Annotated in this window: 9 protein-coding genes and 5 pseudogenes; 8 read left to right on the top strand and 6 right to left on the bottom strand. The window is 61.3% G+C overall.

Annotated elements, in window-relative coordinates:
* Positions 1-492: 492 nt before the first annotated feature.
* Together ML401_RS37925 and ML401_RS37920 are read left to right on the top strand one after the other, a co-directional pair.
* Positions 493-2050: pseudogene (locus ML401_RS37925) on the top strand (ISL3 family transposase).
* 1087 nt (positions 2051-3137) lie between these two features.
* On the top strand, positions 3138-3863 hold the full coding sequence (locus ML401_RS37920) for an NAD(P)H-dependent flavin oxidoreductase (protein WP_376717423.1): 726 nt from the start codon (positions 3138-3140) through the stop codon (positions 3861-3863).
* Positions 3864-3969: 106 nt separating this feature from the next.
* Here ML401_RS37920 and ML401_RS37915 read toward each other — a convergent pair whose 3' ends face one another.
* Both ML401_RS37915 and ML401_RS37910 read right to left on the bottom strand, forming a co-directional pair.
* Positions 3970-4134 carry a hypothetical protein gene (locus ML401_RS37915; protein ID WP_285812939.1) on the bottom strand — a complete coding sequence of 55 codons (165 nt, stop codon included), beginning with the start codon at positions 4132-4134 and terminating at the stop codon, positions 3970-3972.
* A gap of 249 nt (positions 4135-4383) precedes the next feature.
* Positions 4384-5156, bottom strand: a pseudogene (locus tag ML401_RS37910) (IS256 family transposase); the annotation flags it as partial.
* Between the two features lie 509 nt (positions 5157-5665).
* Here ML401_RS37910 and istA (ML401_RS37905) point away from each other — a divergent pair.
* Entirely contained in the window at positions 5666-6598 is a 933-nt protein-coding gene (gene istA, locus ML401_RS37905) for an IS21 family transposase (protein ID WP_285812938.1), read from the top strand.
* Between the two features lie 72 nt (positions 6599-6670).
* On the opposite strand, the gene istB is transcribed toward istA (ML401_RS37905), so the two are convergent.
* From istB to ML401_RS37885, 4 genes and pseudogenes are all read right to left on the bottom strand, one after another.
* Positions 6671-7447, bottom strand: coding sequence for an IS21-like element helper ATPase IstB (istB, locus tag ML401_RS37900; protein ID WP_285813395.1), 777 nt, complete (start codon positions 7445-7447; stop codon positions 6671-6673).
* 17 nt (positions 7448-7464) lie between these two features.
* Entirely contained in the window at positions 7465-9015 is a 1551-nt protein-coding gene (istA, locus tag ML401_RS37895) for an IS21 family transposase (RefSeq protein ID WP_285812937.1), read from the bottom strand.
* A gap of 209 nt (positions 9016-9224) precedes the next feature.
* A pseudogene (locus ML401_RS37890) lies at positions 9225-9584 on the bottom strand (ATP-binding protein); the annotation flags it as partial.
* Positions 9584-9958, bottom strand: a pseudogene (locus tag ML401_RS37885) (IS21 family transposase); the annotation flags it as partial. The pseudogenes ML401_RS37890 and ML401_RS37885, both read right to left, overlap by 1 nt.
* Here ML401_RS37885 and ML401_RS37880 point away from each other — a divergent pair.
* The 5 genes and pseudogenes from ML401_RS37880 to ML401_RS37860 form a co-directional block, all read left to right on the top strand.
* Positions 9942-10457: pseudogene (locus ML401_RS37880) on the top strand (ATP-binding protein); the annotation flags it as partial. The pseudogenes ML401_RS37885 and ML401_RS37880 sit on opposite strands and share 17 nt — an antisense overlap.
* 120 nt (positions 10458-10577) lie before the next feature.
* Complete coding sequence (locus ML401_RS37875) at positions 10578-12113, top strand: DDE-type integrase/transposase/recombinase (protein ID WP_285812936.1); 1536 nt, start codon at positions 10578-10580, stop codon at positions 12111-12113.
* Between the two features lie 620 nt (positions 12114-12733).
* Entirely contained in the window at positions 12734-14053 is a 1320-nt protein-coding gene (gene ltrA / locus ML401_RS37870) for a group II intron reverse transcriptase/maturase (protein WP_376717422.1), read from the top strand.
* Positions 14054-14140: 87 nt separating this feature from the next.
* On the top strand, positions 14141-15550 hold the full coding sequence (ltrA, locus tag ML401_RS37865; protein ID WP_376717421.1) for a group II intron reverse transcriptase/maturase: 1410 nt from the start codon (positions 14141-14143) through the stop codon (positions 15548-15550).
* A 1359-nt stretch (positions 15551-16909) separates the two neighbouring features.
* Entirely contained in the window at positions 16910-17056 is a 147-nt protein-coding gene (locus ML401_RS37860) for a hypothetical protein (RefSeq protein ID WP_285812933.1), read from the top strand.
* The last annotated feature ends 253 nt before the right edge of the window (positions 17057-17309 follow it).

The following is a 17309-nucleotide window of genomic DNA, read 5'->3' as shown; positions in this document are numbered from 1 at the left end:
CGCCAGACCTCTCGAGGTTCGATGGGCATGTGCCCCCGCTCTCTTCGGCCAACGCGATTAAGTCCTGCAGCGCGTCGAGGCTCAGCTTGGTTGGCGCGGCGCGCGGCAAGCCGTTCCGCTCAAGATTCGTCGCCCCGAGCGGCAGAAGAAGCGTGAGACCGAATCGGTAATGTACACGCGCAAAGAGCTCCTTGCACGCTCCGCGTGTTGTCGTCTCCTTGCCGATCGAGATTAATCGATAGCGCCGGCCATAAAGCGGATGACGCGGATCAACGACTTCCACCTCTTCGGAGGTGGCCACGTCATCGTCACTCTTATGGGTATCTCCCGATGCCCTCGCTAAACGGAATCGATTGGCGCAACTCTCAAAGAGCATTGCTGTCAATCGGCGTTCGACTGGGACCCCCTATCGGCATCCAAAAGGGGCTCTGACTCACTTTTGATGCAGTTTGGGGGCTTCTGGCGCTTTGATATTAGGGGATAATCAGCGCCATGCAGCAAGCGCTCCACCGCTCCAGTCTGGTGCCGCGTGGGTTTGTTGTAGAGAGTGCGTACTATGAGGGTGATAAGGCCATTGTCGTGGTCCGGGCGGCCGGAAGCGTTGGTCTTTGTCCATCGTGCGGCGCGGCTTCCCGGCGTGTCCATAGCCGCTATCGACGACGCGTGACCGATCTGCCTCTCTCGGGGCGGACCGTCCAGCTCATAGTAACTGCCCGGCGCTTCCGCTGCGACGCGGTCCTGTGCGGGCGCCAAATCTTCACGGAACGCTTCGCCGAAGGAGTACTGGCACCATCGGCGCGACGTACGGCAAGGCTAGACGCTATCGTGCATCACCTCGGTTTGGCGCTTGGCGGTCGACCGGCAGCAGGCTTCGCAAAGCGGCTGATGCTGCCGGTCAGCAAGGATACGCTCTTGCGCGTGGTCCGACGCCGTCACCGTCCGCCAGCTGATCCGCTCAAGGTTATCGGTATTGATGATTGGGCCTGGCGGCGCAATCACCGATACGCCAGCATCATCTGCAACCTGGAAAGGCGCCGGATCGTTACCCTGTTGCCGGATCGAGAGCCAGCGACCACACAAGCCTGGCTCGCCGACCATCCCACGATCACGATCGTTGCCCGCGACCGCGGCGGGGGCTATGGCGAAGCCGCGGCGAAGGCCCCTGCCGCACGCGGTACAGGTCGCCGACCGCTGGCATCTGATGGAAAACGCCAGTCGGGCCTTCCTCGATGCCGTCCGCAAATCAATGCGCCAGATACGCACCGTCATCGGTGCGACCACGATCGATCCCAAGCTGCTAACAGCTGCCGAGCGACTCCAGTATGACGGCTATCTACGCCGCGAGGAGACCAATGCAGCCATCGTGGCCCTGTCGAAGAACGGCATCCCCATCAAACAGATCGTGCGCCAGACTGGCCATAGCAGGAAGCTGGTACGGCAGGTGATCCGCGGCGAACGCCATGATGTCTTCCGGACCCGGCAGAGTTCGCTCGATCAGCACCTGCCATGGCTCGACGGTCAATGGGCAGCCGGTTGCCGAAACGGCGCTGAGCTTTGGCGCCGTTTAACGGAGCGTGGCTTCCGCGGCTCGCTTCGCGTCATCAGCGAGTGGGCGACCCGCAGGCGACGGGCTGAAAAGGCCGACGCTCAGACTCTTCAGCGGATTCCATCGGCCAGAACGATCGCGCGCCTCATGACAATCGGGCGGGACTTGCTCACGAAAGCGGAGACCGTCACGGTCGCGGCGATCGAGGCTGGCGTGCCAAACCTGGTCGACGCACGCGAGATCATCGCCGAATTCCATTTGATCATCCGGCGCAAGGCGGAGGCGGGACTCGCGCCATGGATCGAGCGGGCCCGCGCCAGTCTCGTAGCCTCGTTCGCCAACGGAGTCGTCAAGGACGAAGCGGCGGTTCGGGCGGCAATCACTTCACCGTGGTCCAACGGGCAGACTGAAGGTCAGATCACGCGTCTCAAGCTCGTCAGACGACAGATGTACGGCCGCGGGAAAATCGATCTGCTTCAAGCCAGACTAATTGGTGCAGAATAATCGGAGCTGCACCAAGATTGCGTCAGAGCGCTTATTCCATGCCGAAACACACATTGCCTTGAACATGGCTACAATCATCCTTTGCACCACGCTTTGGTAGACCGAGAGGCCCTTAGTGTCGACCTAGGTGCTCCTCGACGCTGGACAGCGTCTGGCGCGGTGCGGTGACCTTCATGGCCAGCCGCTACTAGGGTATTATCGCCCCTACTCCCCGCACCGCGGCGAATCGTTTGCCCCCGTTGAGGCCAACTGGCTGGCTGTCGAGTCCAGGAGAACGCCTGTTGGAGTGTGCCCAACTCTCATCGAAACCACGGAGACAACTCTGGGCCGATCAGCTACGGCGGGCCGGCCCTTGTGCGCCTTGATTGTAAGGACGGCGTCCGTTTCTATATTCGCTCTCGCCTCTTCTTCATCCGCGTGAAAGTCTTAGCAGAACATTGTACGGAGTGAACATTTGGCCGTGTCAACCTGGTCACGCTAGTAGTTGAGCCAGAGGCTGGTCGTGTGGTTATTGCTTAGCTGAGATACCTTTAGGCCAACGTCCGCGCCATAAGGACCACCGCTTTGCGCTCGTCGAAGGAGTAGATATTGAACCAGGCCAGGCCAGACTGCGAATTGCGCTGAGCCGAGATCGAACCGGCCGAGCTACCGGCGTTTGGTGGTCACCATCGTGCAGCAGAGCTTGCAGCTCGATGCCTTAGAAATGGCTCCTGAACGGTCGACATACTCTCCGCAGACTCGATGGCAAGAAAGGTGCGCTGATCGCTAGCCATCGGCAGCAGGTTGCGCAGAAACACGCTTCAAACTCTTAGGGACCGCTATGAACTTAGGTATCAATGCACGGGCGCACCAAGGCAGACTACCGGCGAGTATCACCTCTCGCCTGCGTTTACCATTGATTGTCGCGCCCATGTTGCGTGTCTCGGGAGTGGATCTTGTGACAGCTGTTTGCCGGTCGGGAGCAATAGGCGCCTTTCCAACCGCTAACGCAAGCTCGACCGAGGAACTTGACAGTTGGTTATCTCTCATTGAGCACAATCTCGCAGATGAGGATCGGCGGGCGGCGCCACCTTGTCCGAACCTCATCATGAAGCAGCCACGGTTCAAGGATGATCTTGCGTGCCTCGTGCGGCACAAGGTAGAGGTCGTGACCACCAGCATAGGGTCGCCAGCTGCGGCGACTAAGCCGCTACACGATATCGGTTGCCTTGTGTTCGCCAACATTGCCTCGCTCCGCCATGCGCAAAAGGCAATTGATGCTGGGGCAGACGGTTTGATTCTGCTCAGCGCGGGGGCTGGAGGTCACACGGGGTGGGCGAATCCGTTTGCGTTTGTTCGCGCCGTCCGCTCCATGTTCGATGGTCCAATCATACTTTCGGGGGGGATCACGGACGGCGTTTCGCTTGCTGCGGCGCGGTTGCTCGGCTGCGATCTCGTTTGTATGGGCACTTGTTTCATTGCCGCGCGCGAGAGTATGGCGAGCGACGCATATCGTCAGATGCTGATAGATTGTTCGCTCGATGACGTCATTCTTACAAAGGCATTTTCGGGAATCGATGCTAGCATGCTGCGGCCTTCAATCGTAGCGGCCGGTCTTGATCCGGCAAAACTCGACGAGTCCGTTTCCGAGATGCTTGCGAAGCAGAAGTTTGGCGGAAGAAAACCGGAAGGGCCGCGCCGCTGGATTGACGTCTGGAGTGCTGGTCACTCTGTGTCAGGCGTTCGCTCGATCGTATGCACGGCTGAGTTGATAGAGAAGATCAGGCGAGAGTACGAACAGGTGCTAGTAGCGAGGGGCACCTGGCCGGACTGAACCGTCAAGTCCCGAAGCCGCGCAGCGGCGCGCCGCAGGCGTGGGCTTGACCGCGAAGGTCCGATCCGAGCGATCATCGGCTACGCCGTGATGTCGTGTGTGATCATCAGCGCGTTGTCCCTGGGAGGCGCGCGCCGAAGTGGATGGTAAACGGCTTTATTGCGGCCGTCCATTCGACCGGTCGCCGCCGATGGCGGCCGGCGTACTTGATCGAGAGATACAACAGCTTCAGCGCCGCTTCGTAGGTCGGGAAGTTGCGGCGGGTCTTCATGATCTTGCGCAAGCTCCGGTGTGCAGTGCCTCGACGGCATTGGTTGTGTAGATCATCTTGCGGATACCTGGCGCGCGAAGAACGGCACCACGTGTCCCTACGCGTTGCGCCAGATCGGCCAATCGCGGGGTAGCGCTTGCCCTACTCGGCCTCGAACTCGGCAAGCCGGGCCAGCGCCGTCTCGGCGCTCTCGGCCCGACGAGATCGCCTTGATCGAAGGCAGGAGTGCCTTGTCCTTCCAGGACACGAAGGCAAGGCTGTTGCGCATCAGGTGCACGAAGGCAGCGCTGCCAGGAGGCGTTGAGCACCTTGGCGACGGTCGCCTTGATGCCCTCGTGGGCGTCGGAGACGACCAGCTTGACGCCGCGCAGGCCCCGGCGAGCGAGCTTGCGCAGGAACGCCGTCCAGAACGTCTCGGCTTCGGAGGGACCAATATCCATGCCGAGAACTTCGCGCCGGCCGTCGCTGTTGACACCGACCGCGACAATCACCGCAACCGAGACGATGCGGCCCTGCTGGCGCACCTTCACGTAAGTGGCGTCGATCCACAGATACGGCCAGTCGCCCTCGATCGGACGGCCGAGGAAGGCCTTCACCTTGTCGTCGATCTCGGCGCACAGCCGCGACACCTGGCTCTTGGAGATGCCGCTCATGCCCATTGCCTGCACGAGATCGTCGACCGAGCGGGTCGAGACGCCCTGCACGTAGGCTTCCTGCACCACCGCGGTGAGCGCCTTCTCGGCCATCCGGCGCGGCTCCAGAAAGCCCGGAAAGTAGGAGCCCTTGCGCAGCTTGGGGATGCGAAGCTCGACAGCGCCGGCGCGGGTCTCCCAGACCCGGTCGCGATAGCCGTTGCGCTGTGCCAGACGCTCCGGACTCTTCTCGCCGTAGGCTGCGCCGGTCTGGCTTTCGACTTCCAGCTCCATTAGCCGGTGGGCAGCAAAGCCGATCATCTCGCGCAACAGATCGGCATCAGGGGTCTTCTCTACGAGCGCGCGCAGGTTCATCATGTCGTCGGTCATCGGTGGTTCCTCGGTTGCGCTGGCGTGTCGCAACCCGATCCTACCGGAGAACTGCCGGTGACCACCGCAAAACCGCCCGCCCGCTACGGCGCTATTTGAGGGCGCGCGTACGGGCGGCTTTGCTCTACCGAGCTACACCATCACTGGGGAGTACGTCATGCCAAGCTGATGAGTGCTTGTGGGTGCAAGTCCCATCCGGCCAAAGCCGTAGCAGGCAAGCCGGGACCGAGTCTTGCGGGCGTCGCGGTGACGCGGGGTCTGAAGTGTAGACAGGAGCCATGCGGGGTGCGGGCGGGAGTCGGACTGGTCCATAGTGTGCGCTGGGCAGCGCATGAATCAGGAGGGTTAAAGTCCCTTCGGCGCTCGGATGAGGGGCGCTGTATCCAAAGGCAGGGGTAATGCCTTGCCGGCCAACGGCGCAAGCCGGTGGAGTGTCGCGCGCCATGGAAAACTACCCCCTCGGCGCCATGAGGAATTGCCCCCTCCTTGGATAGCCGAGGAGAGAGTGAATGAAAGAGGAACGAATCGCGGAAGGCTCGTCGTGGATTGATCCACGGGGGCAGGTGATGAAGACGCCGGATGACGTGGCGGAGATGTTGCGCCTGAGGGCGTGCGGATGGGGTCTGAAGCGGATTGCGCGGCAACTGGGCTGCAGTCATCACACGGTGAAGGACTACGTGGCGGCGGGCGGGGTGAAGCCGTTCAAGTCCCCTGACCGGCCGAAGCGGCTCGACGGCCTTGAAGGTTGGCTGCGCGAGCGGTTCATCCGGCATCGGGGCAATGCGGATGTGGTGCGCCAGGACCTGTTGGCCGAGAAGGGCATGGCCGTCAGCCGGCGAACCCTGCAACGGGCCGTGCAGCCGTATCGCCAGGCGCTGAAGGCCGAAGCGCTGGCGACGACGCGCTTCGAGACGCCCCCGGGCCGGCAGCTGCAGATCGACTTCGGCGAGCGTCTGGTCGAGATCGGCGGGGCGAAGATTAAAGCATTCGTGTTCGTGGCGACGCTCGGGCATTCGCGGCGGCTACATGTGCGTGCGTTCCGGGCTGAGAAGCAGGAGCACTGGTTTGCGGGGCTCGAGAGCGCGTTCACGACCTTCGGCGGCGTGTCGGAGGAAGTGCTGATGGACAACCCACGCGCGCTGGTGGTGCGCCACGACGCAGTGAGCCGGTCGGTCCAATTTAACGACAAGCTCATCGCGTTCGCGAAGCATTGGGGCTTCCGTCCTCGCGCCTGCGCGCCGTATCGGGCGCGCACGAAGGGCAAGACGGAGAATGGCGTCGGTTACGTGAAGAAGAACGCGATTGCGGGGCATTCCTTCGCGAGCTGGGAGGCGTTCGAGGCCCATCTCGCTAAGTGGGAGCGTGAGGTTGCGAACGTTCGTATCCACGGCACGATCGGCGAGGCTGCGTATTTCGCAAAAACGGGACAGCGGTTTCGCTAACTGACGGACAGCAGTTTCGCTAAATCGCGGACAGCGTGGCGGCGCTGGCTTTTGGTTGCCTTGTTGTTGAAGTCAGTTGGTATTCGTTTCGCTGTTTTCGACGTCGGTCAAGGGGCGCGCAGCTTTTTTCCTTCGCATGCTGTCGCCTTCGAGGGCGATACGGTGGGAGTTGTGGATGATCCGGTCGAGGATAGCATCTGCGATGGTCGGCTCGCCGATCATATCGTGCCATTGGGCAACGGGCAGCTGAGCGGTAATCAAGGTCGATTTGCGCCTGTAGCGCTCTTCGAAGATTTCGAGGAGATCAAGGCGCTGCTGGTCATTGAGGGTGTGGGTGCCCCAGTCGTCGAGGATGAGCAACTGGACACGTGCGAGCTTATCGATGAGGCGCGGGAAGCGACCATCGAGACGGGCCATGGCGAGGTCTTCGAACAGGCGCGGCATACGCAAATAAAGGACGGAATGATCGAACCTGGCCGCCTGGCGTCCGAAGGCACACGCCAGCCAGGTTTTGCCAGTCCCGGTCAGGCCGGTGATGATGAAGTTCTCATGGGCTTTCAGCCAGGCGCCTTGCGCCAGCTGCAGGGTGTTGCGCCGGTCAAGGCCACGGCGGGACGCGAAGTCGACGTCTTCGATACAGGCGTCGACGAAGCGCAGCTTGGCTGCTGCCAGCCGATTGGTCAGGCGCCGGTCGGCGCGCATGGCAGCTTCGCGATCGAGCATCAGGCCGAGCCACTCGTCGCGGCTGAGATCGGCGGCATTGTCCTGTTCAGCCAATTGCCGGTAGGCCGCCGCCATTCCGGCAAGGCCGAGCGCCTGCATCTGGTCGAGGGTCGGGTGGGTCAGCATCGCGATGTTCCTTTCCTTCATTGATAATAGCCCCCACCACGGATGTTGGCGTGCGAGGGGGTGGCTTTGACGGGGGCGGCAGCAGGGCTCGCGCGGTCGAGCCCGGATTTGAGGATCGCGCTCACCGAGGAGTAGCTGATTGCGTTGATGACGAGTGCCCGCTCGCAGGCCGCTTCGAGCCGATCGCGCTCGTAACGCCGCGCCAGGGCGATGATCCCCATGGCGGAGCGATAACCCTGCTCGGGATGCGGGCGCTCACGCATCATCCGCTCGACCAGCGTGGCGGCGTTGACGCCGATCCGCGCCGCCATCTTGATCAAGCTCGCCGGCGTCATATTGGCGTACCGCTGGTGGGCCTTGGGCATATGCTCGTTCACGGTGACATGGCCGCCGCGCTGGGAACGGCGTACATGGCTGGCGATACGCTGGTGATCCTGGAAGATCTCGACGGCCCGATAGGTGAGCCGGACGTCCACCCGACGGCCGATCAGCCGGTGCGGCACCGAGTAAAAGGTCCTGTCGACTTCGACGTGATAATCGGGGTGGACCTTCGCCGTTTTCCATTCGGCGTATTCGAACGGCTCGCCCGGCAGCGGCGTCAACGCAGCGCGCTCGATCTCCTCGAACAGCTGCCGGCGGGATTTGCCGATATGGCGCATCGGCCGATGGTTCAGCTCCTCCAGCAAATCGGCGATCGCAGTATTGAGATCGGTCAGGTTGAAGAACCGCCGATGGCGCAGCCGTGCCAGAATCCAGCGCTCAACAATCAGCACCGCGCCTTCAACCTTGCCCTTGTCGCGGGGCTTGCGGCTGCGGGTCGGCAAAATCGTCGTGTCGTAGTGCTCGGCCATGGCGGCAAAGGTTTGGTTGAGCGTCGGCTCGAACCACAACGCCTTGACGACCCCGGCCTTCAGATTGTCGCAGACGATCGCCTTGGGAACTCCGCCGAAGTACGACAAGGCTCGGGTCTGGCCTTCGATCCAATCTGGTAGTCGCTGACCGAAGCTTCCCATAGCGAAGGTCAGCGACGAGGCCCCGAGCACCGCGACAAATATCTGCGCCTGACGGATCTCGCCGGTTTGCGGATCGATCACCTCCACCGTCGGACCGGCATAGTCGGTCTGCATAACTGCACCCGCCGCGTGGCGATGACGGAAGGTCGGGTTCGCCCGGCGCCGATAGACGTCAAACTTCTCGCAGAACCACGTGTAACCATAGCCCTCGGGATGCGCCGTCCGGTATTCCTGCCACAACAGCGTCAGTGTCACGCCCTTGCGCTTGAGCTCCTGCGCGACCCGCGGCCACTCAGGCTCACTCAAGTCCTGCGGAGGCCGCCCGACCCGCCGGAACAGAGCCTGCTGCAACGCCGCCTCGCTCGCGTAAATCGGCGGTAACGGCCAGCTTAAGCCCGCCTCGCGTGCCCGCAGCAGGTAGGTGGCAACCGAGCTCTTGCTGATCTGCAGCCGTTCCGAGATCTCCCGAACCGACAGGTCCTGCTCGTACGTCAGCCTCAGGATCGATCGTAGGTCCTTCACAGTGGTTCGTTTCGCTTGCTTCCGTCTCGGCATTGCCCCTCTCAAACTCAGCTTGAGAGAGAACATTGCCTGAACGGCGCTCCCGAAAACCAACCTCCCGCAACTGTCCGCGATTTAGCGGAATCCCTGTCCGGGAATTACTGAAATCGCTGTCCGCAAATTACCGAAATCGGTGTCCGAAAATTGCCGAAACACGCAGAGGCGCCGATCGCTCGCTTTGCGCGTGACGAGATACATCGGTTACCTACGCCTGGAGGGCCGAGCAGCAGCACGTTCTCTCCGTTGGCTATCCAACGTGATGCGGCAAGATCACGGATCTGCTTTGGATCGATTGACGGCTGCGCCTCGAAGTCGAAGCCCGCAAGCTCCTTCACCGCCGGGAAGTGTGCGAGCTTCAGCGCCATCTCTATGCGGCGATGGTCCTTGCGCGCGATCTCGCGCTCGCACAGCAGGATCAGCGTCTCGCGCGCCGACAGGTTCGCGCGCGCGGCCTCGTCAAGCAGGTTGTCGAGCTGGTCGCGGATGCCGGAGAGCTGCAATCGCGTCAGCATGGCATCGAGCGGATCGGTCGTTGCTTCCATTATCTTCTTTGCCCGCGCCATCAGAAGCTCCCTCCGACCACGGCTTCGTATTCGGCAAGAGGGCGCAACAACGACGGCGGTGAGGACGGCGCAAGCACCGGCGCAGCGATCTCAGCCCGGCGGACCGCGCCATTGCGACCAGCAACACCATCGAGATGGGCGGTGTCGATGATCCGCAGCCGGCGTCCATCCGATTGCTTGTGGATCGCAACCTGGTGCAATCCATGGCGGATCCGCACTTCCCCGGCCGCGATCGTTACCGCCACGCGCTCGCCAATCAGGCGCCACGGCACTGAGTAGCTGTTCGTGTCGATCTCGACGGCGCAATCATTGCCGACGACGCGGCTCAGTTCACGCAAGGATCCGAACGACGGTTGCCCGCCGAGCGGCTTCAAGACGCACTTGTCGATCGCGCTCGGGCGAGAGGCGATCCTGGCCGGTTACACGGTGCAGTTCACCACGGCGACGACGCTGGTCGCTGGCCTCGCCAAGGCGCATGGCGAGCGGCGCCTGGACGAGAAACTGCTGGCGCTGGCGAAGCCAAAGCTGCTGATCGTCGACGAACTCGGCTACCTGCCGCTGGAGCCCGACGCGGCGCATCTGTTCTTCCAATTAGTCAGCCGCCGCTACGAAACCGGCGCCATGCTGATCACGTCGAACCGCAGCGTTGCCGAATGGGGCACCGTGTTCGCCGATCCGGTGGTCGCCACCGCGATCCTCGACCGGCTCCTGCACCACAGCCACGTGCTGACCATCCGCGGCGACAGCTACCGGCTCCGCGCCAAGCGAAAGAGCGGCCTCATCAAGACGCCGACCGCCGGTGACGGCCCTCCGGTCGGCTCCGCCTCCCTCCGGCCCGTCACCGGCGGAAACAACCTTCAACCGAGATCATAATCCCGATGGTGGGGGCAGTTCTTCATGACGCTGAGGGGCGCATTGCCTCACTAAAAATGTTACCGGACAACTTCTCTGTCGTGTCTGGGGCGGAGCTGCCGAATCAGTTCGGTGGCGGGTATGGCAGGGAAGATCAGCATGCGCGCAAAGCGCGAGATCACATCAGCGCTGGTGGAGCGTTATCGGGCGAGCGGACGGCTCGAGAAGGCACGGATCCTGGACGAGCTGTGTGCCGTTACGGGATGGCATCGCAAGCACGCGATCCGAGCGCTGTCGGTGGACGGGGCATCGGGATCGGCCGTGCCGCGGCGACGGAGTCGGACCTACGGAGCTTCCATTCGCGTTGCACTGATTGTGCTATGGGACGCCTCTGACCGGCTCTGCAGTAAGCGGCTCGTGGCGATGATCCCGTTTTTGCTTCCGGCTCTTGAACGGCACGGCAGATTGAAGCTTTCTGCCGATGAGAGGTCGAAAGTTTTGAAGGTGAGCGCGGCGACGATCGATCGCCTGCTGAGCGACGTAAAGATTGCAGCAGCCGGAGGACGCCGACGGCGGGCGGGCTTTTCCAGTGCCGTACGGCGGCAAGTCCCGGTGCGTACATTCAATGATTGGGGGGCACCTCCGCCGGGGTACTGCGAAGCGGATCTGGTTGCGCACGGAGGCATGTCCGTATCCGGCGCGTTCATTCAGACGCTAACAATGGTGGATATCGCAACGGGGTGGACCGAATGCTTTCCGCTTGTTGTGCGTGAAGCAGCTCTTGTGGTCGAAGCTCTCGAGCGCGCGCAGAACCTATTTCCCTGGCCCGTTCGGGGGCTCGATTTTGACAACGACAGCGCCTTCATGAACGACACGGTCGTGTCGTGGTGCCGTTCTCACGATGTCGAAGTCACTCGTTCCAGGGCCTACAAGAAGAACGATCAGGCATTCGTTGAACAAAAGAACGGAGCTATCGTTCGCCGCCTGGTGGGCTACGGGCGGTTTGAAGGCATTGATGCCGCTCGTTCATTGGCTCGCCTGTTTGCGGCGGCCCGGCTATACATCAATTTCTTCCAGCCCTCGTTTAAGCTGAAGGAGAAGCACCGCGAAGGTGCCAAGATGATCAAGCGCTATCTTCCTCCCGCTACGCCGTACGAAAGAGCATTGGTCCACCCGAGGCTCAATGAGGCATTCAAAGGTCGGCTGCGGGAGATTTACCGGACGCTTGATCCGGTGGTATTGCTGGCACAGATGCGGGACGCTCAGAATGAGTTGGGTAAGCGTGTCGATCAACGGGCTGGAAAGTCAGCGATGACTGTCGCGCAGGGGCACAGTGATTTGGCGGCCTTTGCCCGAGAGCTCGGCGATGGTTGGAAACAGGGTGAGCAGCGAGGCATTCATCGGCGTCGCTATGTGCGGCGCAAGCCTGTGCCACGTCGGCCATCGATGCTCGACCCATACATTCCCATCATCGAGGAATGGCTCGCCGCAGCTCCGCACTTGTCCGCGGTCGATCTTCTCTCCCTGCTGGAAGCGCATGCGCCCGGTCGGTTCAGCGGCCATCAGCGGCGCACGGTGCAGCGATTGGTGAAGAATTGGCGATCAAAGGCCGCTCGACAGCTCATCAGCAACACAGAGATCACACTATCGGTCCAAGCTTCGCGCCTTCGTATTTAATCCTGACAGGTTCTTTCGCTGAAGCACCGCAAGCCGCTCGCTCGCTACGGCGCTCTGGGGGGCGCGCTTCGCGAGCGGCTTGCTCCGACTCGCGGCAGCCGATCCAGAAGACACCAGGGTGACTTCGGTAACATTGTCATCTGAGGCAATATGAGGGGGCAGTTCCGGATGGCGTTTGACAGTGGAGGACAGGGTGTCCGGAGCGATCCGGAATCCGAAGGGTTTGAGGAGAAGTATCGGGCTGTAATAAATGGGGGCGACCCCGACGATGAACAGGTCGGCCAAAGATGGGGCAAGGTCGAGCCCGCACTATGGGGGCGAAGGCGCTACTCATTCACCCATCGTACCAAGGTGTTTGCTGACGGCACGATACGGAAGATTCATGCGTGACCCCAGGAGACCTGTCTGGGTCCCGGCCAGCAACCGGGTAAGCAACCCTATAAGCGGAAGCGAAGTGGGAAGTGATGCACAGGCAGGAGTCGGAGAACGGAATAGTACCTGAAGCGCGAGACGAACAACTCGCGTGACCAGCAATGGCGGATTGAGAGTGGTCCGGGGAAGGACGTTCGTGAAAGGATCGAGGCAGGATACGTCGAGATAGATGAGCAAGAAGCGTGAAGATGGAAAGTTCCCTTTGTGAAAAACCCGAACGTCACGCTTCGAGGAGACTATCCGATCATCTGGTCCTCGAAGGTCGGAAGCAGAAGGTCCACTCTCTGGTGGACAAGGTCTACTCACGCAAGAACCTGAAGCTTGCGTGGGAGCGCGTTCGCGCCAATCAAGGGGCCAGCGGCGCCGATAAGGTGACCATCGCGGAGTTCGAGACCCGACTGGATGAGAATCTGGAACGGCTCCATCAAGAGCTCCGCGAGAACACCTATCAGCCGCAAGCCGTGCGACGATTGGAGATTCCAAAAAGGGGAGCTCCCGGCAAGACAAGGCCACTGGGCATACCTTCGGTCTATGACCGGGTGTGTCAGCAGGCGCTGGTCAATCGCTTGGAGCCGATCTTTGAGAAGGTCTTTGATCCGAGCAGCTTTGGGTATCGTAAAGGTCGCAAGACCGTCGATGCCCTGGCCAAGATCTGGCGCGAAGTGGAGGCCGGAAACGAGTGGATCGTCGATGCGGATCTGAAAGACTTCTTCGGATCCGTCGAGCACGAAAAACTCCTGACCCTGGTCGGAAAGCAAATTGCCGACAGCAGAGTGCTGAAGCTCATTCAACAGATGCTGGAGGCGGGCTATGAAGAACGGGGCCAGAAATTTGCGACTCCACGGGGAACTCCGCAAGGAGGAGTCGTCTCGCCACTGCTGAGCAATATCCTGCTGACTCCCTTTGATAAGGAGATGAGGCGACAAGGGTATAAGCTCACGCGATGGGCGGATGACTGGGTAGTGACCTGTCGGACTCGGGCCGAGGCAGAGCACGCCCTGGCGCGAGCGGTGAAGATTCTCGAACAGCTCGGCGTGGCGCTCAATCAGGCGAAGACCCGGATTGTGCACATTACCCGCGGCTTCGAGTTTCTTGGATTCAAAATCCAACGTGGGAAAGGCAAGTTCCGCCTAACCCCCGATCGGATCAGATCCAAACTGAATCGGCAGAATCTCTATGCCATTCCCACACAGAAGGCGGTGGCCCGATTCAAGGATCAGATCAGGAGCTTAACGCAGAGGAAGATACCCCGGCGTTTGGGCGAAGTGATCGAAACAATCAACTCGATCATCCGAGGATGGGGAAACTACTACCGTCGCTCCCACGTCAGAAAGCGCTTCAATCAGCTGGATCGGTGGGTAATCCGAAGGCTGTGGTCACATCGCGCTAAGCGATGGCGGAACTCATGCTGGAGAGAGTATCCCACGAGAAAGCTGCGCACGGAGTTCAAGCTGGTCAGCCTCGTCTCGCTTATACCTTCGCTTCAGACCGCGAAAGCCCGTTCATGAAAGCCGGATACGGAAAAACTGTACGTCCGGTTTGTGCGGCGGACGGAGGCAAGCTCTTCATTGGGCGCCTCCTCCGACCCGACACCTATGAAGTCGTCGAAGGAAACGAGACGTATGGAGGGAAGGGGCCAGCCCGAGGGGAGCCCGCGCGAGAAGGCCAGGGTCCGGACACAGAGCCGGGTCGCCTTGCCGCCGAACCTCGAGCGGGTGAACGCGGCGGCCAGCCAGGCCGCCCAAACCCGGTTCACGGCCCTGCTGCATCACATCGACGAGGACGCTCTGCTTCGGGCGTTTCGACGACAAAAGCGGCAGGCCAGCGCGGGGGTCGATGGGGTAACGGTGGCGAAGTACGAAGAGGGGCTCACGGATAACATCCGCGATCTCTGCGCACGAGTCCACACTGGTCGCTACCGGCCACAGCCGGTGCGGCGAGTCTACATCCCAAAAGCCGATGGCGGTAAGCGACCTCTCGGGGTGCCGGCGCTAGAGGACAAGATTGTCCAAAGCGCCGTGGCCGAGATGTTGAGCGCCATCTATGAGGCCGACTTCCTCGGCTTCTCCTACGGCTTCCGGCCGGGGCGCAACCCGCACATGGCGCTTGATGCCCTGCATACGGCGATCATGAGCCAGCGTGTGAACTGGGTGTTCGATGCCGACATACGCAGCTTCTTCGACTCGGTCGACCACGAGTGGCTGTTGCGGATGGTGGCGCACAGGATCGCCGATCCTCGCATTCTACGGCTCATCGGGCTGTGGCTGCGGGCCGGTGTTCTGGAGAGCGGCGAGAAGCAAGAAACGGACAGGGGTACTCCGCAAGGGGCGGGCATCAGCCCGCTCCTCGCCAACGTCTTCCTGCACTACGTCCTCGATCTCTGGGCCCACCAATGGCGCCGTCGCCATGCACGCGGTCGCGTTGTGACCGTGCGCTATGCCGACGACTTCGTCATGGGCTTCGAGAGCAAGGCGGATGCGCAGGAGATGCTCTTGGCCCTCAAGGCGCGGCTCGCCAACTTCGGCCTGACGCTACATGAGGGCAAGACGCGGCTGATCGAGTTTGGCCGGTTCGCGGCCCTCTCGCGTCAGCGGCGCGGCGAGCGGCGGCCCGAGACCTTCGCCTTCCTCGGCTTCACCCACTACTGCGGGCGGACCCGGGACGGCCGGTTCATGGTGAAGCACAAGACGGAAGGGAAACGCCTGACGCGCAAGCTGACGGCGTTGCGCCAGGACGCCTGGCGGCTCATGCACGAGTCACTGGCCACGCAGCACGAGTGGTTCGCCGCTGTTCTGCGAGGACACTACGGCTACTACGGCAGGCCGCACAATTATCCAGCGCTCAACGGCTTCTACCGCGAAGTGCGTCGGACGTGGATGCGCTGTCTGAGACGGCGCAGCCAGAAAAGTCGGCGCATGGGCTGGTCGGAGTTCGAGACCCTGACGGCACGCTTCCGTCTGCCCGGTCCACGCATCACTCGCACTTGGGCGCAGGCGCGGATATGACGCGGGTTACCCTCGGGAAGACCCGGGTGCGGGAAAGCCGCCTGCCCGGATCTGTGAGGGCGAAAGCCAAATGGCTGAGCTACTCGACCACAACCGCTGGCTATCGCTTCTTCCTCGATTGAAGCCACAAGCTTCGTTACTTAGGATGGCCGTTGGGGCGCTATCCGACCATATTCCGTGACGTATCCTCTGGTCGCGTTAATGAGCTGGGTCCGTTGCCCCTCCAACAGGTCCCGACTTCGGAACACCATACCTGCAGCCTGTTACACTTCGCTCTTCATACCCACAAACCGCATGGTCGGCCGCCGCGCGGCTTCGCAGATCGCCTCGGCATCAATAACGTCAAGCTTCTGCCGCTTTACAAACGGCGTTACGTATGCCGGCGGGATCACCCGAACCTCATGACCGAGCTGCCTGGCCCAATGATGCGCGTCACCGCAGCCTCTGGGCTACCATGCACCTCGGCTTCGTTGCGAAGAAATCTAGCAGGTTCGCTCGACCGATGTTCTTGCTGAATACCATGCGACCACGCTAATGTGCCCCGTGAACGTGAAACCTGCTTGGCGACACCCAGACCGACTGTGGTAAGCTCTGACACAGGCGCCTCCCTTAAGTGGTGCCAAACACCTCCACTTTGGCACATCTATGCCGTTGGCGGCGCGTCCACCCCATCATAAAGACACCGGCATGTGCGAGGCAATGTCCGCTGTGCCTCCACGGCGGCAAAGTTAGTAGCGCAAGATGTCCCCGATGGGCTAGTCCCGGAAATCACGCCGCCTTACGAAGTTGGTCCGCGCCACGCCTGTCATTTGTCAGATGGCGCACCACTGCGTAATGTCCAGGTCGATATATTCTCGGTACGCCGAATCAGCCCAATGGAATCATTCGGACGACAAATTCGTAGCGCGATCTGTGGCCGGGTTGGTTCGCACCATCGCGATGAATTTAGCGGCACCCGTTCGGACGGCGTCGGGTGAGGGGGAGTACTCGTCGAACTCGGCTGACGACGGGCTCAGCGGACATATTGTTTCGAGACAACGGTTACCATTTCGAGACTGCCGTAAGCGAGTTGGAGCCGTTTGGCGTGTTTGAGCCAATGGTAATTTCTATCGTCTATGCGTGAGCGTGAACCAGGCGGAGAGCTACGTGCTGGCTCATTTCCGGAAGCGACCGTTGATTTGCACAAATTGATCGCGGCCTTCTTAGTTAGCCTATGACCAATGCGGCACGCATTCGTCGAGCAGGAACTTGATTTACGCCGCGTAGGGAGTATCTCATCCTGATCCGCGGCTTCGCCGAGCATGGATATGCGGACGGCTGATCGGTCACTCCGCTGGATTGACGGGGTTGGAGGCTGCGATGTTCGAGGCGGGCAGGTGGAACGGAGACAAAGAGGACCACGAAGACCTCGCGCACGGCTTTCACGAAAAGATGTGGCATGCCGGCGAGCGCGTCCTAGGCGAGTTCGATCCGGTCGCTGCCGGAAGCTATGTGGGCCAATGCTAGGGAGCAATGGACCAGCGAGACCTGAGCGATCGTGCGAGGGGCGGAAGCGCGATAGTGCGACGGCATGCTCGCTTTTCACGAGGTTCTTGAAACCATATCGCTCCGAAAAGCGACCTTAGTCAGATCGCCGAACAGATCCGCAATGCGTCGTTTTCGACGGTTCGGCAAGGGCCCGGTGGTTGGTGGATTTCCGCTCCTGTCCCTAAGCGCCATCCCATAATCTGCCAATGGCATTGCTTTCGGCCAGAAGCCC

This window comes from Bradyrhizobium sp. 62B, assembly GCF_030272265.2.
In the GTDB taxonomy this organism is placed as follows: domain Bacteria; phylum Pseudomonadota; class Alphaproteobacteria; order Rhizobiales; family Xanthobacteraceae; genus Bradyrhizobium.
This window is presented reverse-complemented; position numbering and strand designations above follow the sequence as displayed.

Coding starts and splice junctions, on each gene's coding strand:
- ML401_RS37875 (WP_285812936.1), top strand. CDS start 10,578: ATGGCAGGGAAGATCAGCATGCGCGCAAAGCGCGAGATCACATCAGCG.
- ML401_RS37915 (WP_285812939.1), bottom strand. CDS start 4,134: ATGAAGACCCGCCGCAACTTCCCGACCTACGAAGCGGCGCTGAAGCTG.
- ltrA (WP_376717422.1), top strand. CDS start 12,734: ATGGAAAGTTCCCTTTGTGAAAAACCCGAACGTCACGCTTCGAGGAGA.
- ltrA (WP_376717421.1), top strand. CDS start 14,141: ATGAAGTCGTCGAAGGAAACGAGACGTATGGAGGGAAGGGGCCAGCCC.
- ML401_RS37920 (WP_376717423.1), top strand. CDS start 3,138: ATGAAGCAGCCACGGTTCAAGGATGATCTTGCGTGCCTCGTGCGGCAC.
- ML401_RS37860 (WP_285812933.1), top strand. CDS start 16,910: ATGTTCGAGGCGGGCAGGTGGAACGGAGACAAAGAGGACCACGAAGAC.
- istA (WP_285812937.1), bottom strand. CDS start 9,015: ATGCCGAGACGGAAGCAAGCGAAACGAACCACTGTGAAGGACCTACGA.
- istB (WP_285813395.1), bottom strand. CDS start 7,447: ATGCTGACCCACCCGACCCTCGACCAGATGCAGGCGCTCGGCCTTGCC.
- istA (WP_285812938.1), top strand. CDS start 5,666: ATGAAAGAGGAACGAATCGCGGAAGGCTCGTCGTGGATTGATCCACGG.